Below are 18,552 nucleotides of genomic sequence, written 5' to 3' on the forward strand. Positions count from 1 at the left end.
ACGAGGTGACGATGAGGGTCCGGGGCAGTGCCGACGCGCGCATCGCCGTCGTCGCGTCGTGGGCGGTCGTCCTCGTCGTCCTCGTCCAGGGCACGCTGTCGATGCTCACGCAGGTCTCCACCGAGCTCGGGCCGGTCCAGCGCGGGGTCGGGGTGGTCGGCGGGCTGGTCGGCGCCGGGTTCTTCCTCCTCGTCCAGCGCCGCACCCTGCGGGACGCCGCCGTCCCCGGCTGGGTGCCCTGGGTCACCGTCCTCGCCGCCGGCGCCGCGTTCGTCGCCGGGGCCTGGCTGGCGGCGGCGCTCGTGTTCGGCACCGTCGGCCTCCTGCTCTCGGGCCGGCGGCTGGCCGCCGCCGGGGTGGGCTTCACCGTCGCCCTCGGGGCCTTCATGCTCCGCGAGGGGGTCAACCCGTTCCTCGCCTCCTTCCTCCTCGTCGTCGTCGCGGCGATCGGCCTGCTGCTCTACGTGCTCACCCGGCTCGCGCTCGTCGTCGCCGAGCTCGCGCGGGCCCGCGAGACGGTCGCCCGGCTGCGGGTCGACGAGGAGCGGCACCGCATCTCGCGCGACCTCCACGACGTCCTCGGGCGCACGCTGGTCGCCGTCGGCCTGCGCGTGCAGACGGCCTCCCGGCTGCTCGACCGCGACCCCGCTCGGTGCCGCGAGCAGCTCGACGAGGTGACGCGGATGGTCGGCGAGGGACGCTCCCAGCTGCGCGGCCTGACCGGGGGCGGGTCCGTGACCGGGTTCCAGGACGAGCTCGACGCCGCGCGCGACATCCTCGAGCGGCTCGGCGTCCGCTGCTCGGTCGACACCGGAGCCGCCGCGGCCCCGGCGGCCCTCGACGGCCTCGGCGCCCGGGTGCTGCGCGAGTGCGTCACCAACGTCCTCAAGCACGCCCGCGCCTCGTGGGTCGAGGTCGGCGTCCACGAGGAGGCCGGCGCCGTGGTCCTCGTCGTCGTCAACGACGGGGCGTCCGCGAGCGCGGGCCACCGGGGCACCGGGCTCGCCGACCTCGCGGCGCGGGCCTCCGCGGCCGGAGGCGCGCTCGAGGCCGGGCACGAGCCGTCCGGACGGTTCCGGGTCAGATGCCGCGTGCCGGCGTCGGTCCCGGCCCCCGCGCACGACGCCGCCGGGGCCCCGGCGTGAACGGCGCCGCGGCGCCGGAGCACCTGCGCATCCTCATCGCCGAGGACGTCGACCTCGTCGCCGAGGCCTTCGAGGCGCTCCTGGGCACCGAGCCGGGGTTCGAGGTGGTCGGCCGGGTGGCGCGGGGCGACGAGGTGCGCGCGGCCGTCGACCGCCTCCGGCCCGACGTCGCCGTGCTCGACGTCGACCTCCCCGGCGCGACCGGCATCGAGGCCGCGGCCGAGGTCCGCGACTGCGCGGTCCTCCTCCTCACCGCCCTCGAGGGGCCGGGCCACCTCCAGCGGGCGCTCGCGGCGGGGGCCCGCGGCTACCTGCTCAAGACCACCACCGCGACCCGGCTCGTCGAGGCCATCCGCACCGTGGCCGCCGGGGGCACGGCCATCGACCCGGACCTCGCCGTGGAGGCCCTGCGCAGCGGCCCGAGCCCGCTCACCGAGCGCGAGGTCGACGTCCTGCGGCTCGTGGGGCTCGGCCGCAGCACCGAGGACATCGCCACGGAGCTGCACCTGTCGCGCGGGACGGTCCGCAACTACCTCAGCAACGCGATGACCCGGCTCGACGCCACCTCGCGCGCCCAGGCCTTCGCCGTGGCCGAACGCCGCGGCTGGCTCTGACCGGGCCGGCGCTCCCGACCTTCGACAGCACGGGCAGCGCGGGGACCGGCCGACGGTTCGCCGGTGGCGTCGCCGGGTAGCGTCACCGGGTCCGTGGTCGAGAAGCGTGCCGCAGGCGTCCCCAGCCCCCACGCCACCACGGAGGCCCGATGCCCCTCTCCCGACGCCAGCTCCTGACCGCCGCCGGAGCCGCGACGGCGCCCCTCGCCCTCGCCGCCTGCGGGGGCTTCTCCACCTCGGGCCGTGAGGAGGGGTCGGACGCGTCCGGCACCATCACCTTCACGACCTGGGGGACCGACGCCGAGCTGACCGGGCTCCGGGCCGCCATCACCAGCTTCCAGCAGGCCAACAGCGGAGTCACGGTGCGGCTGAACGCCGTTCCGTACGACCAGATGTTCACGACCATCGACGCCCAGCTCCAGGCCGGCCAGGCGCCGGACGTCTTCCGCGTCCCGTACTACACGTTCGGCAGCTACGCCGGTCGCGGTCAGCTGCTCGACCTCTCCGCGCACCTCGAGGGCGGGTTCTCGGACCGGTTCACCCCCCAGGCGTGGGCCGCGGTGCAGAACGGCGGCAAGCCCTACGGCGTGCCGCACCACACCGACACCTCGGTCGTCCTCTACAACGTCGATCTGCTCGAGGCGGCCGGGGTCACCGACGTGCCCACCCGCATCGAGGACGCCTGGACGTGGCAGGAGTTCGAGGCCGTCGCGAAGCGGTTGCGGCAGAACCTCCCCGACGACAAGTGGCCCTTCGCGTACAACTGGCAGGGCAACGGCGTCACCCGCTGGCTCAGCTGGCTCTTCGAGGCCGACGGCCGGTTCCTCGCCGACGACCTCACGACGCCGGCCATCGACTCCGACGCCGGCCGCGCGGCCGTCGAGTTCACCCAGGGCTTCTTCCGGGACGGCCTCGTGCCGCCGAACAGCTCGGTGAAGTCGTCGACGCTGGCCGCCGACCTCTGGTACTCCGGCACGACCGCGATGAACTTCGGCGGGGCGTTCCTCGTCCCGGACGCGACGAGCACGGCCGACTTCGAGTGGGGCGTCACGTTCCCGCCGCGCAACGCCCGCTCCGCCGGCGACTTCGGCGGCAACGCCCTCGTGGCCACGAAGGGCGCCAAGGACCCGGCACTCGTCGCCCGCTTCCTCACCCACGTCACCGAGAAGCAGCAGATGGAGGAGTTCTGCGCGGGCGCGTCGCTGCTCCCGACGCGTGCCGACCTCGTCGAGCAGGGCATCGAGTTCGCCGTGCGTCCCGAGCTCTCACCGGTGTTCGTCGCGCAGGCCGGCGCCGTCCTGCCCCGCGACTCCGGGCAGGTGGCGTCGCCGTCGATGTCGGCGATCATCACCGTGCTCAAGGACCAGCTCGAGGAGGCGTTCGTCGGCGACCAGGACGCCGCGACCACCGTGCGCAACCTCGCCGACGGCATCGGCGCGGCCACGAAGCAGTGAGCAGCACCGGCACCTCCGCCCCGGCCCCGTCGACCTCGACGGGCGCGACGGTCGGTGCGGTCCCGCCTGCGCCGCACCGCGGCCCGCGCGCCCCGCGGCGGGGTGCGGTGACCGAGGCCCTGACCGCGTACGGCTTCCTCGCGCCGAGCCTGCTGCTCCTCGGGACCTTCGTCTTCGTGCCGTTGGCCGGTGCCGCGGCCCTGAGCCTGCAGCGCACCAACGGCTTCGGCGACGGCGTGTGGGTGGGGTTCGACAACTACGTCCGGCTCTTCGGCGACCCGGTGTTCTGGCGGGCGACGCTCAACACCGTGCTCTTCACGCTCGTCGTGACGCCGGGGTCGATGGCCCTCGGGCTGGGCGCCGCGGTGCTCCTCAACTCGGTGCTTCCCGCCCGCGGTCTCTTCCGCTCGGTGCTCGTCCTCCCGATGGCCGTGAGCGGCGTCGCGACCGCCCTCGTCGGGGTGCTCGTGTTCGACGAGAACAGCGGGTTCGCCAACTCGGTGCTCCGGGCGCTGGGGCTCCCGGCCGTCAGCTGGCAGTCCGGAGGCACGGCGGCCTTCGTCACCGTCGTGCTCGTGACCCTTTGGTGGAGAACCGGTTTCAACATGCTCATCTACCTCGCGGGCCTCCAGGGCATCAACCGCGAGCTCCTCGAGGCCGCCACCCTCGACGGTGCCGGGCCCTGGCAGCGGTTCCGGCACGTCGTCGTCCCGATGCTCGGGCCCTCGTCGTTCTTCCTCGTCGTCATGAACGTCGTGTACTCGTTCCAGGTGTTCGACATCGTCTTCGTCCTCACCGGCGGCGGGCCACGCAACGCGACGACGGTGCTCGTCACCTACGCGTACGACAACGGCTTCGTCGTCCGCGACCAGGGGTACGCGGCGACCATCGGCGTCTTCCTCCTCGTCGTCAGCCTCGCCTTCACGTGGTTGCGCTGGCGATCGAGCCGCACGAGGGACCTCGTCGGATGAGTGCCGTCGGTTCCCCTGTGCCGCAGCGACGTCGGCGTCGCGACCGGTGGCTGCCCGCCCGCCTGGCGGCCGCCGTCGTCATCGCGCTCGTCACGCTCTTCCCGCTGTACTGGATGGTCGTCGTCGCGTTCTCCTCGCGCTCCGAGCTGCTCGGGGGAACCCTGCGCCTCGTGCCCCGCGAGCTGACCCTGGAGAACGTCCGGCGCGTGCTCGACGCCTTCCCGGTCGCCGCGTGGGTCGGCAACTCGGTCGCCATCTCCCTCACGGTGGCGGTGCTGTCGGTGACCGTGAGCATGCTCGCCGGGTACGCGTTCGCCCAGCTGCGCTTCCCCGGGTCGACGGCGCTGTTCCTGCTGACCGTGGCGACGGTGATGATCCCGCTGCAGGTGATCATGGTGCCGCTGTTCCGGATCGTCACCTCCATGGGCCTCTTCGGCAGCTACTGGGCGGTCATCCTCCCCACGGCGGCCAGCGGTTTCGGCGCCTTCCTCGCCCGGCAGTTCGTCCTCGCGATCCCGCGCGAGCTCCTCGACGCGGCCCGGGTCGACGGCGCCGGGCACCTCCGGATCTTCCGGTCGATCGTCCTGCCGCTCAGCCGGCCGCTCCTCGCGGTGCTGTTCTTCATGACGCTGCTGGCGTCGTGGAACGACCTCGCCTGGCCGCTCGTCGCCCTGCAGGACAACGCCCTCTACACCCTGCCCATCGGGCTGCTGTACCTGCAGGGGCAGCTCGGGTCGGACTACGGCGGGACGATGGCCTTCGCCCTCATCACGGTCGCGCCGATGGTGCTGCTCTTCCTGCTCGCCCAGCGGTACTTCGTCGAGGGGTTCTCGCGCACCGGCATCCGCTGATCCCGGTCGCGCGCCCGGCAGACGCCGCGGGGTCGTGTCCCGGGGCGGCGCGCCCCCTCCGACGCGCCGCCGCCCGGGGGTCTCAGGCGCTGGGCTCGACGGCGGGACGGACGGCGTCGAGGGCCATGACCCCGAGCATCACGAGGCCGGTGAGGACGGCCGCGAGGGCAGCGGCGCCGGCCCCGAGCGCGAGCCCGAGGAGGAGGCCGGCGAAGCCGACGGCGGCGAGGGTCCACCCGAGGACGCCGAACACCGGCGCCCGGAAGGCCCGCGCGAAGGGGACGAAGTGCAGGCCCACCGCGACGACGACGACGGCGGGCATGAGCCCGGGGTGCCCGGCGGCCTCGAGGAGCACCCGGCCGGCCGCGAAGCCGGCGAGCATCCCCGCGACCGACACGACGTACACGACGCCGGCGCCGGGGCGGGCCGGGGCGATCGGCGGGAGGTGCCGGGGGCGCAGGAGGACGGTCCACGCCCAGCCGGCGAGGGCGACCAGCCACGCGAGCAGCGCCACGGTCGGCCACGGGTCGGGGAGCGCGCCCCGGTTGGCGAGCACGAAGGCGGTGCCACCCGACGCGCCCACGAGAGCACCGATCACCTGGGGGTGCAGGGGCGACCACAGGCCGCGTGAGCGCTCCTCGGGCCGAGGGTGGCCCCCGGGGTCGACCTCGGGGTCGGCCGGGGGCGACGCCGGGCGCGTGCTCGTCATCGGGGCGGTCCTCTCTGCAGGGGTCAGACCCACCCTCCGCGACGGGCGGGGGCCCGCGGCAGGGGCGAGCGTCACCGGGAGGGCGTGACAGGTGTCATCCCGGTGACGGACGGGTGACGATCCTCGGATCCGACCGGTACTCGCGGCCCGCCTGTCGGTGGTGTGGGTGAGGATGGACGGCACGTCCGACCGGCACCGACCGAGAGGAGCACCGACCATGTCCACCTCGACATGGGACGCCCCCAGCCTGACCACCCGCTTCGACGAGGTGCGCGCCCACACCGAGCGCCTCGCCGCCCCGCTCTCCCCCGAGGACCAGACCGTCCAGTCGATGCCCGACGTCTCCCCGACGAAGTGGCACCGAGCGCACGTCACGTGGTTCTTCGAGACCTTCGTCCTCGACGGCAACGAGCCCGGCTTCCGGCCCTTCCAGGACCGGTACTGGTTCCTCTTCAACAGCTACTACGAGAGCGTCGGGCCGCGCTACTCCCGCCCCGACCGCGGCCTCGTCACCCGGCCGGGCGCGCACGACGTCGGGCTCTACCGGGGCAACGTCGACGAGCGCGTCCGCGAGCTCGTCGCCACCCTCGACGAGGGCGCCCTCGAGAAGCTGACGGCCACCATCGAGCTCGGCTTCCACCACGAGCAGCAGCACCAGGAGCTGCTCCTTATGGACATCAAGCACGTACTGTCCCGCAACCCCCTCGAGCCGGTCTACGCCGGGCGGCCGCACGAGCCGGTCGAGCCCGACCCGATGGGCTGGGTCGAGGTCGAGGGCGGGCTGGTCGAGGTCGGCCACGAGGGCGCCGGCTTCTCGTTCGACAACGAGCTCCCCCGCCACCGGCAGTGGCTCGAGCCCTACCGGCTCGCCGACCGGCTCGTCACCAACGCCGAGTGGCTCGAGTTCATGGCCGACGGCGGGTACGAGCGCCCCGAGCTGTGGCTCTCCGACGGCATCGCCCGGGTGCGGGCCGAGGGCTGGCGCTCGCCCCTGTACTGGGTCGAGCACGACGGCGTCTGGCTCGAGCACACCCTCCACGGCACCTGGCCGGTCAACCCCGGCCTGCCGGTCGGCCACGTCAGCTTCTACGAGGCCGAGGCCTTCGCCACCTGGGCAGGCAAGCGGCTGCCCACCGAGGGCGAGTGGGAGCACGCCGTCGTCGCCGACGGGCAGGCCGACGCCGCCCACTCCGGCGGCAACCTCGCCGACCTCGAGCACTACCACCCCGGGCCCGCGGGGCCCGCCTGCGACGGCCACCGGCTGCGCCAGGTCTACGGCGACTGCTGGGAGTGGACGGCCTCGGCCTACCACCCCTACCCCGGCTTCCACCCGCCGGCGGGCGCCATCGGCGAGTACAACGGGAAGTTCATGTCCAACCAGATGGTCCTGCGCGGCGGCTGCGCGCTCACTTCGCCGGCCCACGCCCGGCTCACGTACCGCAACTTCTTCCCGCACGGCTCGCGGTGGGCCCTCACCGGGGTGCGGCTCGCCGACGGCGGAGCCCCGCGTCCCACGCCGGGGGAGGTCGCGTGAGCGGCGCGCTCGAGCCCCGGGTCACCGTCCTCCTCGACCCCGACTGGGCCAGCGGGTCGCTCGTCGACGACGTCCGCCGAGGGCTCGGCGGGCGGCCGCGCCGGCTCCCCCCGAAGTGGCTCTACGACGACGTCGGCGCCCGGCTCTTCGACGAGATCACGCGGTTGCCGGAGTACTACCCCACCGAGGCCGAGCGGGCCATCCTCGCGGCGCACGCCGACGAGATCGCCGCGGCCTGCGACGCCGCCACCCTCGTCGAGCTCGGCAGCGGCACGAGCGACAAGACCCGCACCCTCCTCGACGCCTTCCGCTCCGCGGAGCGCCCGCACGGCCCGCTGCGGCGGTTCGTCCCCGTCGACGTCTCCGACGCCACCCTGCGGCAGGCGGCGGTCATGCTCAGCGAGCGCTACCCCGGGATGGCCGTCGAGGCGGTCGTCGGCGACTTCACCCTGCACCTCGGGCACCTGCCGCGCGGGGACCGGCGGCTCGTCGCGTTCCTCGGCAGCACGATCGGCAACTTCTACGTCGAGGAGCGGCGGGCCTTCCTCGGGGCCCTCGCCGACTCCCTCGACCCCGGCGAGTGGCTGCTGCTCGGCACCGACCTCGTCAAGGACGTCGACCGGCTCGTCGCGGCCTACGACGACTCGGCCGGCGTCACCGAGGCGTTCATCCGCAACTGCCTCACGGTCGTCAACCGCGAGCTGGGTGCCGACTTCGACCCGGGCGCCTTCAGCTACGCCCCGCTCTGGGATGCGCGGATGGAGCGCATCGACATGCGGCTGCGGGCCGAGGAGCCGTCGGTCGTCCGGGTGCCCGGCGCCGACCTCGTCGTCGAGCTGGCCACCGGCGAGGAGCTGTGCGTCGAGATCTCCACGAAGTTCCGGCCCGAGGGCATCGCCGCCGAGCTCGCCGACGCCGGGTTCGGGGTCACGCACACCTGGACCGACCCGGCCGGCGACTTCGCGCTCACCCTCGCGCGGAGGACCTGAGCGCGGGTCAGCGCGCCGGCTCGAGGAGGTGGGCGTCGAGCCGGTGCGCGGTCGTGCCGAGGACCTCCCGGGCCATCACCCCGGAGGCCGCCAGCCCCCGGAGGAAGGCGTCACGCACGACCCGGCCGACCGGTCCGGGCATCTTCGCGCTCGTCGTCCGCGCGCCGGCCCGCACGATGCCCTCGACCCGGCGGCGACGCCCGGCCTCGTACGCCGGGAGCCCCGCGAGGCCCCGGTGGCGCAGCAGGTCGACGAGCACGGCGGCGTCCTCGAGGGCCATCGCGGCGCCCTGGCCGCTGCTCGGCGCCGGGGCGTGCACCGCGTCGCCGACGAGCACGCTCGCCGGGCCGTGCCAGGTCGGCACGCGGGCGAGGTCGTGGGTGTTGTCGCCGGCCAGCTCGAGGCGCCCGGCGGCGACGAGCTCGGCGGCCGGCCCCACGTCGGCCGAGGCCAGGTCCGCGAGGTGGTCGCGCCACCGCGCCTCCGAGGTCGCCGCCCGCTCGTCCGCCGTGACCTGCGGACGCGGCTCGTTGACGAACCAGACGACCCGCCCGTCGGTCAGCGGGAAGGCCCCGGTGAAGCAGTGCCGGCCGAAGACGAAGTGCCAGGCCCCGGGCGCGAGGCGCTCACTCCAGTCGGTGTCGGCCGTGACGCCCCCGAAGTTCACCATCCCGACGTAGCGCGGAGCGGGCGCCCCGGGGTCGAGGGCGCGCCGGACCCGCGACCACACGCCGTCGGCCCCGACGAGGACGTCACCGGTCGGCCGCGACCCGTCGGCGAGCACCGCGGCCGGTGTCCCGCCACCGGTGCCCACCTCGACCGACGCGGCCGCCGCCCCGAGCCGCAGGTCGGCGCCGGCGGCCACCGCGGCGTCGACGAGCAGGGCCGAGAGGGCCGACCGCTTCATCGTCAGGGCGACCGAGCCGCCGGCCAGCGGGGTGCCCAACGGGACCTCGCCGAGCACCCGCCCTCCGGAGGCGAGCAGCCGGTTCGTGTGGCCGGGCCATCCCACCGCCCGGGCGGCGTCGAGCACACCGAGCCGGTCGAGGACGTCGAGTCCGTTGGGCGCGAGCGTGATCCACGAGCCCGCGTCCCGGTCGACCGCCGCACGCCGCTCGAGCACGGTGACGTCGAGCCCCACCCGCCGGGCGGCGAGCGCGGTGGCCGCCCCGGCGACCCCTCCTCCGACGACGAGTAGCCTCATCCCGACACCCCTTCCGTACGATGATCAAATAGTTCGATATTCGAAAGAGTAGGTCGGTGGACGCACGCAGTCAACTCGTCGCCGCGCTCGGTGACGCGATGCAGCGCTACCAGCGCAGCGTCCAGGCCTACGACGACGCGGTCGGTCGGGCCCTCGACCTCGGCCCGGCCGACCTGCGGTGCCTCGACTGGCTCGTCGACGGCCCGAAGACCGCCGGCACGCTGGCGACCGCCACGGGGCTGCGACCCGCCGCGACCACGGCCCTCATCGACCGCCTCGAGGCGCGCGGGCTCGTCGAGCGGGTGCGCGACGAGTCCGACCGCCGCCGGGTCCTCGTCCGGATGACCGACGAGGGCTCGCGCTCGACCTACGCGATGTACGCCCCGCTGGTCGCGGAGGGCCAGGAGCTGTTCGACGGCGTCACCGACGCCCAGCTGCGGGTGATGGCCGGGCTCCTCGAGCGGATGCGGGAGATGACCGAGCGGCACGCCGAGCGGCTCCGCACCACCTGACCCGGGACGCGACGAGGGCCCGTCCGGTGCGGACGGGCCCTCGGGGTGTCGCGACCTCACTCGGGGGTGGGGCCGGTGCCCGCCTCCATGTGCTGGGCGAGGTACTGCTGGATGCTGATCCGCTCGATGGCCTCGAGCTGGGACTCGAAGAAGTCGGCGTGCCGCTCCTCGTCGCGGACCATCTCCTCGAAGATCGAGGCCGAGCCGTGGTCACCGAGGTCGTGGCACTCCTTGGCCGCCGCGTTGAACTGCGCGACGGCGGCGAGCTCGCTGGCGTGCGCGAGCCGCAGCATCTCCTCGGCGCTCTCGCCGACGGTGATCGCCCCGAGCTTCTGGACGTTCGGGTGGCCCTCGAAGAAGAGGATCCGGTTGATGAGGGCGTCGGCGTCGCGCATCTCGTCGATGGACAGGTCGTAGAAGACCTTGCCGAGCCTGGTGAAGCCCCAGTTGTCGAGCATCCGGGCGTGGAGGAAGTACGTGTTCGTGACGGTGAGCTCGAAGGTCAGGGCCTCGTTGAAGAGCTCGACGACACGGCGGTCAACTGGCTGCACGGATGGTCTCCTCGTCGACGGTCAGGGTCCGCAGGTCGTCCATCGTGCGGGCCCGGCTGACGTCATGCTCGCAGACGAGGGCCTTGACCGTGAAGACGCAGCCGCCGCAGTCGGTGCCGGCGCCGGTGGCCCGGCAGACCTCGGCGAGGGTCGTGGCGCCGTCGTCGACCGCGCGCGTGATCGCGGCGTCGTTGACGACCTTGCAGTGGCAGACGATCACGGTCGACCTCCTCCCGGGGCACGGCCCTCCGCACGCCGGTCGCGCGGTGGTGAGGGCCACCTAACCACAGGTAGGTGAGGCTCACCTAATAATCGTCCGTGATGTGGTCGTCCTGAGCGGGCCACCGTGGGGGGTCGGTGGCGACGAGGTCGGGGTCGTCGTCGGCGAAGGTCCGGACGCGGCCGACCGGGGTGCCCGGCCCCTCGAAGCGGACGGTGACCCGCCCGACCCCACTGCCCTGCACCCATCCCCTCCCGTGCTCGGCGTGCTGTACGTCCTGGCCCGGGCGCCACGTCGGGCGACCGGTCGGGGGACCGGAGGTGTCGACGAGCTCGACGTCAGGGCTCGGGTCGGGGTCGTCCGCGCCCCCGGCGTCCGGGCGGTCGAAGTCCTCGGCCGTCGTCCGCACGGGCGCGAGGGTCTCGTCGAGGAGGCCGTCGAGCAGGTCCGGCTGGGTGTAGAGCGAGAGCCCGGACACGCCGACCCCGATGAGCCGCAACCCGTTCGAGACGTCGAGGCCCGCGAGGAGGCGCTCGGCGTGACGGACGACGGCGGCGTCGTCGTCGGTCGGCTGGTCGAGGGTCGTCGACCGGGTGAGGGTGCTGAAGTCGTGACGGCGGACCTTGAGGACGACGGTGCGGCCGGAGAGCCCGTCGGCGCGCAGGCGCCGCCCGACCCGGGCCGTCAGCTCGCGCACGTGCCGGCCGAGGGTGACCCGGTCGGTGACGTCGGTGGGGAAGGTCGTCTCGGCGGAGACCGACTTGGCCGCGCGCTCGGTGACGACCTCACGGTCGTCGACGCCGTGGGCGAAGGCGTGCAGCTGCGTGCCGTGCGCCTTCCCGAGGAGGGCCACCGCCTCGCCGAGGTCGAGCGCCGCGAGCCGGCCGACCGTCCCGACACCGTGCGCCGTGAGCCGGGCCGCGGTTGCCGGACCGACCCCGGGGATGGCCCGGACCGACATCGGGGCCAGGCGCTCGGCCTCCGTGCCGGGCGGGACGACGAGCAGGCCGTCGGGCTTGGCGAGGTCGGAGTGGATCTTCGCGACGAGCTTGCTCGTGCCGGCGCCGACGGACGCGGTGAGCCCGGTCGCGGCGTGGATGCCGGCGCGCAGGTCCTCGACGAGGGCCGTGACGGACTCGACCGTGGCGTCCGGATGGGCCGGGGTGAGGTCGAGGTACGCCTCGTCGATGGAGACCTGCTCGAGCAGGGGGGTCACGGCGCGGGCGAGGTCCATGACGCGTACCGAGGCGTCCCGGTAGGCCTCGAAGCGCGGGCTGAGGTAGGCGGCGTGGGGGCAGCGGCGGCGGGCCTCGGCCGTGGGCATCGCGGAGTGGACGCCGAACGCGCGGGCCTCGTACGAGGCGGTGGAGACGACCCCTCGGCCGCCGACCCCGCCGACGACGACGGGCTTGCCGCGCAGCGACGGCTTGTGCAGCTGCTCGACGGCGGTGAAGAAGGCGTCGAGGTCCAGGTGGAGGATCACCGGCCGCGAGCGCACGGATCCAGTCTGCCTCCGGGAGCCGACGGGGCGGGCGGGGTGGCAGGCGGGGGCGCGGCCGGAGCACGAGCGCGGCGATGGGCCGGGCGGTCGCCGAGGTCCTGCACGGGTCGACCAGGAGGTGTGGGTCTCCGACTGCTCTCGGTTGCACCACATCCCGGGGCAACCGAGAGTCCCGGGCCGACACTCCTCTCACATCCCCTCTCGGTTGCTTCACATCCCGGGGCAACCGAGAGTCCCGGGCCGACACTCCTCTCACGTCCCCTCTCGGTTGCTTCACATCCCGGGGCAACCGAGAGTCCCGGGCCGACACTCCTCTCAGATCCCCTCTCGGTTGCACCACATCTCGACTCAACCGAGAGGACTCGACACACCCCCTGGCCCGAGCCCCCGAGCCCCCGGAACCCTCCGGGCCCTCCACCCCCGCCGGCCGCCCACGGCGAGCGCTCTGGTCACCGACCCCCGCAGTCCCTACCCTCGGACCATGGGCGACGCTCCCGCCTCCTCCGCTTCGCGCACGTCGGGACCTCCGCGGGCCGTCGTCGCCGTCGTCGGGGTCCTCGCCGTGCTCGTCGGAGGCTGGCTCGCGACCCGCCCCTTCACCTCCCTCGCGCTGCTGCTCCTCCTGCTCCTCGCCGGCTTCGTCGTCGCCGCCGTCTCCGAGCTCGTCGACCTCCCGGAGGGGCCGACGCTGCGCCGCTTCGCCGTCGCCCGCGCCGGCGTCTACGCGCTCGGCGCCCTCGCCCTGGTCCTCTGGACGGGCGCCGGGGTCAGGGCCGTCATCGTCGTCGTCGGCCTCACCCTCCTGATCGGCGGCGTCCTCGAGGTGTGGGGGGCCCGCCGCGAACGGGGCGTCGAGCGCTGGAACGCCCTCCTCGGCGGAGCGTCCTCCACGCTCTTCGGCCTCCTCGCCCTGGCCTGGCCGGACGTCAGCGTCGTCGTCATCGGCGTCCTCGTCGGCGTGCGGCTCGTGCTCCTCGGCGCCCGCCTCGTCTGGCGGGCCGTGCGCCCGGTGCGCGCGACCACGACGGGACGGTGGGGTCCGTGGGTCCGGCTGCTGGGCAACGCGATCGCCGCCGTCGTCGCCGTGCTGCTCGTCCTCGTGAGCCTCTCGCTCAACCGCGCCGCCCCCACCCCGGACGCCTTCTACACCGCACCCTCGTCCGTGCCGTCGGAGCCCGGCCGCCTGCTGCGCAGCGAGCCGTACACGACGAAGATCCCCGACGACGCCCAGGCCTGGCGCATCCTCTACACGACCACCCGCGACGAGGGCGTCCCGGCCCTCGCGAGCGGCCTCGTCGTCGTGCCGCGACAGCGCAGCGGCCCGATCCCCGTCATCGCCTGGGCGCACGGGACCACCGGAGCAGCACCCGGGTGCGCACCCACCGTCATCGACCCGTTCGAGGCCGGCGCCTTCTTCACCCTCGACAAGGTCCTCGCCAACGGATGGGGATTCGTCGGCACGGACTACGTCGGCCTCGGGACGACGGGCCCGCACCCGTACCTCATCGGGCAGGGCGAGGGCCGCTCGGTGCTCGACGCGATCCGTGCCGCCCACCAGCTGACCGACGCCGGCCTCGGTGAGCAGACGGTCGTCTGGGGTCACAGCCAGGGCGGCCACGCGGCCCTGTGGACCGGGGTGCTCGCGCCGACCTACGCCCCCGAGCTCGACATCGAGGGCGTCGCAGCCCTCGCTCCGGCGAGCAACCTGCCCGCCCTCGTCGACCACCTGCCCGACGTCACCGGCGGCGAGCTGTTCGCCTCCTACGTCGTCGACGCCTACACGAGGCGGTACGACGACGTCACCTACCGCGAGTACGTCCGACCCGGCGCGCAGCCGATCGTCCGCGAGATGGCCCAGCGCTGCCTCGCCGAGCCGAGCACCCTCGTGTCGGTCGCGACGGCCCTCTCGCTCGACAAGCCGATCTGGGCCGGCGACCCGAACCGGGGCGCCTTCGCGACGCGGCTGCGCGAGAACATCCCGACGGGGCGCATCGAGGCCCCGCTGCTCATCGGCCAGGGCGCCGACGACTCCCTCGTCGTGCGCAGCGCACAGGATGCCTACGTCGAGGGCCGGTGCGCGGCCGGGCAGCAGGTCGACTACCGCGTCTACGGCGGTCGCGACCACGTGCCGCTCGTCGAGCCGGACTCCCCGGCCATCCCCGAGCTCCTCGAGTGGACGACGCAGCGCCTCGCCGGCGAGGCCCCGACCGACACCTGCGGCTGAGGCGCCGTTCACATCGGCGGGCAGGACGGGTTACCCGCGGGTAAGGTGCCGCGGATGAAGCGGCCCGACCTCACCGTCCTCGCCATCCCCGCCTTCGTCGGGGCGATGGCCGCCGAGTACCGATGGCAGAAGCGCCACCCGGCTCCCGCGGGTACCACTCGCGCCGGCGACTACGAGCTCGCCGACACGGTCGCGAGCCTGACGATGGGCGTCGGCAGCCTCATCGCCCCGTTCGTCGCCCAGCGCCTGCTCGACCCGGTCACCCCCGGCGTCGGCCGCCGGGCCCGGTGGCTGATGGGGACGGCCGTCGCGGCGTCGGCGGCGACCACGGTGCTCGACGTCGTCCGGCGCCACCGGGCCGGCGGCGGTCTGCCCGAGGCCGGGACCATCCCCGAGGCCGCGCGCCAGGTGCGGCGCCCCGAGTCCCCGGTGGGCGAGTCGTCCGTCGGCGAGCCCCCGGCGCTGCGCCGGGTGACCGGCGGGATGGCCGTGGCGGCCGTCGCCTCGACCGCGCTGACCGTGGCGACCACCTGGTCCGCCCAGACGAGCGGCACGCGGCTCTTCGCCCTGACCAAGCGCGACCTCGGCACCGGTCTGCTCGCGAACGCCGTCGCCATCCTCGGCTGGGACGCCATCTACTACTGGAACCACCGCTTCAACCACGAGAGCCGCTGGCTCTGGGCGATGCACGTCGTCCACCACAGCAGCGAGCGCTACAACCTCTCGACCGCGCTGCGCCAGCCCGTCGCCGAGGGCCTGACGATGAGCGTCCCCTACGGCCTGCTCGCGCTGGTCGGGGTGCGGCCCAGCGTCATCGAGAACGCCCGCGCGCTCAACCTCATCTACCAGTTCTGGATCCACACCGAGGCCGTCCGCTCGATCGGGTGGCTCGAGAAGGTGCTCAACACCCCGTCGCACCACCGGGTGCACCACGGCTCGAACTCGCGCTACCTCGACCGCAACCACGGCAGCATCCTCATCGTGTGGGACAAGCTCTTCGGCACGTTCGAGGAGGAGGACGAGCCGGTCGTCTACGGCCTGACGAAGAACATCGACACGTTCGACCCGGTGACGATCGCGACGCACGAGTGGCGCGACATCGGCCGCGACATCGCCGGGTCACGCACCTGGGGGGACCGCTGGTCCTTCCTCCTGCGTGGCCCGGGCTGGGCCTACGACCGGCACCGCGAGCTCGCGGCCGCCGGCGACCCCGCGATGGAACCCGCGCCGGCCGCCCCCGTCGCGGGCTAGCCCGGACCCGGCTCGTTCCTCGCCGCTCCTCCCACGTCCCACCTGTCCATCGAACGTGAACGACCCCGACGGACAAGCGTGTCGGGGTCGTTCGCGTTCAGTGCGCAAGGGGGGATTTGAACCCCCACGCCCGTAAGGACACTGCCACCTGAAGACAGCGCGTCTGCCGTTCCGCCACTTGCGCGTGGTGCTCGATGAGCCGTCCCAGTGTGCCCGATGCACCCCGCTTCGGACAAAACGCCCGGCCCCACCCCGCGGTTCGAGGTGAAAGACGACCACCTCCCGGTCGGGTTTCACCTCGACCGAGCGGTCGGGGCCGTCAGGACAGCGGGGGCGCCTCGACGACCGGTGTCGCCGACCCGTCCCCGCGCCGACGGTTGCCCCGCGACCGCAGCCGCACGCCGGGCAGGGCCGGCGCCGGGATGCGCGCCACCGGCCCCACGTACCCCTCGACCCGCCCGAACGCACCGGCCACCCCGCCGGCCGCCCCGGACTCCCACTCCTCCCGGGCGGCCAGCACCTCCTCGTGCGAGCGGCCGATGAAGTTCCACCACATGACGACCTCCTCGCGGAACGGCTCGCCGCCGAGGAGCAGCACCCGCGCCCCCTCGCCCCCGGCCTCGACCACCACGGAGGTCACGCCCGCCTCGAGCACCGCGAGCGCAGCCGGCTCGACGTCCTGCCCGTCCACGCGCACCGACCCCGAGTCGACGAGCACCCCCAGCTCGAACCCGTCCGGCACCGGCACCGCCACGGACGCAGCACCCGCCAGCACCACCTCGACCCCGAGCAGCGGCGTCTCGACGCGCACCGGCGACGACGACCCCCACAGCGACCCGACGAACACCCGCGCCTCCACCCCGGGCGCCGGGCGCACCACCGCCGGCACGTGGTGCTCGAAGCGCGGCTCGGCCCCCGCCGCGGACGACGGCAGCACGACCCACAGCTGCGCGCCGTGCAGCACCGACGTCGCCGGCGTCGACACCTCCGAGTGCGAGATGCCCCGCCCGGCGGTCATGAGGTTGACCTCGCCCGGTCGCACCACGGCCACCGTCCCCAGCGAGTCGCGGTGCTCGACCTCGCCGCTGAACAGCCACGACACCGTCGCGAGGCCGCAGTGCGGGTGCGGCGCGACGTCCATCCCGCCGCTCGTCGCGACGTCGTCGGGCCCGTAGTGGTCGGCGAAGCACCAGGCCCCGACGAACGAGCGCTCGCGGGCCGGCAGCGTGCGCCGCACGGTCATCGCGCGGGGCCCGCCGAGGGGCACCTCCCGGGGACGCAGCACCTGCACCGAGGCCACCATCCCCCCACGGTACGCACCGGCGCGCGCCCCCCACCTCCGACGCGACCCCTCCACGAGACCGCCACACGTCCCGCGCACGCCCTTCAGGGCTCACCCAGTGTCGGCAGATACGCTGGGCGGACGTCTGTGACCCGCGACCGACGAGGGAGGTGCGCCGTGGGCCTGCTCGACCGCCTCGAGGCGGGCATCGAGCGTGCCGTGCAGGGCACCTTCGCCCGGCACCTGCGCTCGGCCGTCCACCCCGTCGAGATCGCGAGCAACATCCGCCGCGCGATGGACGACCGCGCCGTCACCTCCTCGGGGCGCGCGATCGTCCCCAACGTCTTCGTCATCGAGCTGAGCCCGGGCGACTTCGACCGCCTCCAGCCCGACCTCAAGAACGTCGAGGACGACCTCGTCGCGGCCGCCGAGGAGCACTGCGAGGGCCAGCACTACCAGCCGGCCGGCCCCATCGACATCGTCTTCGAGGAGCACGACGACCTCGAGACCGGCGTCTTCCGGCTGCGACCGAGCAAGGCCAGCCGCCCGCGGGCCACCGGCCTCACCGGCCAGCAGCGTCCCGTCCGCCCGCAGCCCTCGCCCGGTCCCGCGCAGGCCGTCGCCGCTGCTGCCGCCGCCCACGACGAGGCCGACGCCGACGACGGCCCGACCCGCCCGAACCAGCAGCAGGCCGCCCCGCCGGCCCGCCCGCGCCGGGTCAACCCCGCCGACCGGCCGTGGCTCGACGTCGACGGCGAGCGCTACCCGCTCATGGGCGCGATGACCATCCTCGGCCGCGACGACAGCGCCGACATCATCCTCGACGACCCCGGCATCTCCCGCCGGCACAGCGAGCTGCGGGTCACCACCGACGGCCCGCACTTCGTCACCACCGCCCGCGACCTCGGCTCGACCAACGGCACCTTCGTCAACGGCGAGCGCATCACGAGCACGCACCTCGAGGACGGCGACCGCATCACCGTCGGCCGCACCTCCATCACCTTCCGCGCCGGGCGGAGGTGACCTCGCGATGATGAGCGAGCTGACCCTCACCGTGCTCCGGCTCGGGCTGCTCGTCGGGCTGTGGGCGTTCGTCTTCGCGGTCGTCGGCGTGCTGCGCGGCGACCTCTACGGCACCCGGGTCAACAAGCGCGCCGCCGCGTCCCCCAACCGTCCGTCCACCCCGCCGCAGGGCATCGAGGGCCGGCGCGGCAAGGGCGCGAAGCCGGCCAGACCCTCGAAGAAGGGCCCGACCCGGCTCGTCGTCACCGCCGGACCGCTCTCGGGCACCACGCTGCCGCTGCGCCCGGCCGGCACGCTCATCGGCCGCAGCCCCGAGTGCGCCCTCGTCCTCGACGACGACTACGCCTCGGGCCGGCACGCGCGCATCTTCCAGGACGACCGGGGCACCTGGCTCGTCGAGGACCTCCGGTCGACCAACGGCACCTACCTCGGGGCGACGCGGCTCACCGAGCCGCGTGAGGTGGCCGCGGGCAGCGTCCTGCGGATCGGGCAGACGATGCTCGAGCTCCAGAGGTAG

At 74.3% G+C, this 18,552-nt stretch carries 18 protein-coding genes and 1 tRNA gene; 12 read left to right on the plus strand and 7 right to left on the minus strand.

The window, feature by feature from the left end:
• Nucleotides 1-11 precede the first annotated feature (11 nt).
• The 5 genes from JQN70_RS12445 (at nt 12) to JQN70_RS12465 (ending at nt 5,035) form a co-directional block, all read left to right on the plus strand.
• Nucleotides 12-1,145, plus strand: coding sequence for a sensor histidine kinase (locus tag JQN70_RS12445; protein WP_204131670.1), 1,134 nt, complete (start codon nt 12-14; stop codon nt 1,143-1,145).
• A complete protein-coding gene (locus JQN70_RS12450; protein WP_307835956.1) occupies nt 1,142-1,759 on the plus strand; it encodes a response regulator in 618 nt (205 codons plus the stop codon). The genes JQN70_RS12445 and JQN70_RS12450 overlap by 4 nt, the downstream gene beginning before the upstream one ends.
• 149 nt (nt 1,760-1,908) lie before the next feature.
• On the plus strand, nt 1,909-3,213 hold the full coding sequence (locus JQN70_RS12455; protein ID WP_204131672.1) for an ABC transporter substrate-binding protein: 1,305 nt from the start codon (nt 1,909-1,911) through the stop codon (nt 3,211-3,213).
• Between the two features lie 107 nt (nt 3,214-3,320).
• On the plus strand, nt 3,321-4,184 hold the full coding sequence (locus JQN70_RS12460) for a carbohydrate ABC transporter permease (RefSeq protein ID WP_204131673.1): 864 nt from the start codon (nt 3,321-3,323) through the stop codon (nt 4,182-4,184).
• Nucleotides 4,181-5,035 (plus strand): carbohydrate ABC transporter permease, encoded by an 855-nt coding sequence (locus tag JQN70_RS12465; protein ID WP_204131674.1) that lies wholly within the window; start codon nt 4,181-4,183, stop codon nt 5,033-5,035. The genes JQN70_RS12460 and JQN70_RS12465 overlap by 4 nt, the downstream gene beginning before the upstream one ends.
• An 82-nt stretch (nt 5,036-5,117) precedes the next feature.
• On the opposite strand, the gene JQN70_RS12470 is transcribed toward JQN70_RS12465, so the two are convergent.
• Nucleotides 5,118-5,744, minus strand: coding sequence for a hypothetical protein (locus JQN70_RS12470; RefSeq protein WP_204131675.1), 627 nt, complete (start codon nt 5,742-5,744; stop codon nt 5,118-5,120).
• Between the two features lie 217 nt (nt 5,745-5,961).
• Here JQN70_RS12470 and egtB point away from each other — a divergent pair, with 217 nt between their 5' ends.
• Both egtB and egtD read left to right on the plus strand, forming a co-directional pair.
• A complete protein-coding gene (egtB, locus tag JQN70_RS12475; protein WP_204131676.1) occupies nt 5,962-7,278 on the plus strand; it encodes an ergothioneine biosynthesis protein EgtB in 1,317 nt (438 codons plus the stop codon).
• A complete protein-coding gene (egtD, locus tag JQN70_RS12480; protein ID WP_204131677.1) occupies nt 7,275-8,267 on the plus strand; it encodes an L-histidine N(alpha)-methyltransferase in 993 nt (330 codons plus the stop codon). Before egtB ends, egtD begins: the two co-directional genes overlap by 4 nt.
• A 7-nt stretch (nt 8,268-8,274) precedes the next feature.
• Here egtD and JQN70_RS12485 read toward each other — a convergent pair whose 3' ends face one another.
• A complete protein-coding gene (locus JQN70_RS12485) occupies nt 8,275-9,471 on the minus strand; it encodes an FAD-dependent monooxygenase (RefSeq protein ID WP_204131678.1) in 1,197 nt (398 codons plus the stop codon).
• A gap of 56 nt (nt 9,472-9,527) precedes the next feature.
• Here JQN70_RS12485 and JQN70_RS12490 point away from each other — a divergent pair, with 56 nt between their 5' ends.
• Entirely contained in the window at nt 9,528-9,983 is a 456-nt protein-coding gene (locus tag JQN70_RS12490; protein ID WP_307835957.1) for a MarR family winged helix-turn-helix transcriptional regulator, read from the plus strand.
• Nucleotides 9,984-10,039: 56 nt separating this feature from the next.
• Here JQN70_RS12490 and bfr read toward each other — a convergent pair whose 3' ends face one another.
• The 3 genes from bfr to JQN70_RS12505 all read right to left on the minus strand — a co-directional run bounded on the left by bfr (nt 10,040) and on the right by JQN70_RS12505 (nt 12,252).
• Nucleotides 10,040-10,534: a bacterioferritin gene (gene bfr / locus JQN70_RS12495; protein WP_204131679.1), complete on the minus strand. Its 495-nt coding sequence runs from the start codon at nt 10,532-10,534 to the stop codon at nt 10,040-10,042.
• Nucleotides 10,521-10,754, minus strand: a complete 234-nt coding sequence (locus JQN70_RS12500) for a (2Fe-2S)-binding protein (RefSeq protein WP_204131680.1) — start codon at nt 10,752-10,754, stop codon at nt 10,521-10,523. The genes bfr and JQN70_RS12500 overlap by 14 nt, the downstream gene beginning before the upstream one ends.
• Before the next feature lie 85 nt (nt 10,755-10,839).
• Complete coding sequence (locus tag JQN70_RS12505) at nt 10,840-12,252, minus strand: DNA polymerase IV (protein ID WP_307835958.1); 1,413 nt, start codon at nt 12,250-12,252, stop codon at nt 10,840-10,842.
• 484 nt (nt 12,253-12,736) lie between these two features.
• Between JQN70_RS12505 and JQN70_RS12510 the strand changes: the two genes are divergently transcribed.
• Both JQN70_RS12510 and JQN70_RS12515 read left to right on the plus strand, forming a co-directional pair.
• Complete coding sequence (locus JQN70_RS12510) at nt 12,737-14,479, plus strand: lipase family protein (RefSeq protein ID WP_204131682.1); 1,743 nt, start codon at nt 12,737-12,739, stop codon at nt 14,477-14,479.
• A 54-nt stretch (nt 14,480-14,533) separates the two neighbouring features.
• Nucleotides 14,534-15,730 carry a sterol desaturase family protein gene (locus JQN70_RS12515; protein WP_204131683.1) on the plus strand — a complete coding sequence of 399 codons (1,197 nt, stop codon included), beginning with the start codon at nt 14,534-14,536 and terminating at the stop codon, nt 15,728-15,730.
• Between the two features lie 101 nt (nt 15,731-15,831).
• On the opposite strand, the gene JQN70_RS12520 is transcribed toward JQN70_RS12515, so the two are convergent.
• Together JQN70_RS12520 and JQN70_RS12525 are read right to left on the minus strand one after the other, a co-directional pair.
• Nucleotides 15,832-15,914: transfer RNA gene (locus JQN70_RS12520), tRNA-Leu, on the minus strand.
• Between the two features lie 135 nt (nt 15,915-16,049).
• Entirely contained in the window at nt 16,050-17,033 is a 984-nt protein-coding gene (locus tag JQN70_RS12525) for a pirin family protein (protein ID WP_239111525.1), read from the minus strand.
• Between the two features lie 156 nt (nt 17,034-17,189).
• Here JQN70_RS12525 and JQN70_RS12530 point away from each other — a divergent pair, with 156 nt between their 5' ends.
• On the plus strand, nt 17,190-18,035 hold the full coding sequence (locus JQN70_RS12530) for an FHA domain-containing protein (protein WP_204131684.1): 846 nt from the start codon (nt 17,190-17,192) through the stop codon (nt 18,033-18,035).
• A 10-nt stretch (nt 18,036-18,045) separates the two neighbouring features.
• A complete protein-coding gene (locus JQN70_RS12535) occupies nt 18,046-18,552 on the plus strand; it encodes an FHA domain-containing protein FhaB/FipA (RefSeq protein ID WP_204131685.1) in 507 nt (168 codons plus the stop codon).

This window comes from Phycicoccus sonneratiae, from assembly GCF_016887965.1.
GTDB classification, from domain to species: Bacteria; Actinomycetota; Actinomycetes; order Actinomycetales; family Dermatophilaceae; genus Phycicoccus; species Phycicoccus sonneratiae.

Excerpts from the sequence above, each read along its gene's own strand:
- JQN70_RS12445 (WP_204131670.1), top strand. The coding sequence starts at position 12 with ATGAGGGTCCGGGGCAGTGCCGACGCGCGCATCGCCGTCGTCGCGTCG.
- JQN70_RS12455 (WP_204131672.1), top strand. The coding sequence starts at position 1,909 with ATGCCCCTCTCCCGACGCCAGCTCCTGACCGCCGCCGGAGCCGCGACG.
- JQN70_RS12465 (WP_204131674.1), top strand. The coding sequence starts at position 4,181 with ATGAGTGCCGTCGGTTCCCCTGTGCCGCAGCGACGTCGGCGTCGCGAC.
- JQN70_RS12470 (WP_204131675.1), bottom strand. The coding sequence starts at position 5,744 with ATGACGAGCACGCGCCCGGCGTCGCCCCCGGCCGACCCCGAGGTCGAC.
- egtB (WP_204131676.1), top strand. The coding sequence starts at position 5,962 with ATGTCCACCTCGACATGGGACGCCCCCAGCCTGACCACCCGCTTCGAC.
- JQN70_RS12485 (WP_204131678.1), bottom strand. The coding sequence starts at position 9,471 with ATGAGGCTACTCGTCGTCGGAGGAGGGGTCGCCGGGGCGGCCACCGCG.
- JQN70_RS12510 (WP_204131682.1), top strand. The coding sequence starts at position 12,737 with ATGGGCGACGCTCCCGCCTCCTCCGCTTCGCGCACGTCGGGACCTCCG.
- JQN70_RS12515 (WP_204131683.1), top strand. The coding sequence starts at position 14,534 with ATGAAGCGGCCCGACCTCACCGTCCTCGCCATCCCCGCCTTCGTCGGG.
- JQN70_RS12525 (WP_239111525.1), bottom strand. The coding sequence starts at position 17,033 with ATGGTGGCCTCGGTGCAGGTGCTGCGTCCCCGGGAGGTGCCCCTCGGC.
- JQN70_RS12535 (WP_204131685.1), top strand. The coding sequence starts at position 18,046 with ATGAGCGAGCTGACCCTCACCGTGCTCCGGCTCGGGCTGCTCGTCGGG.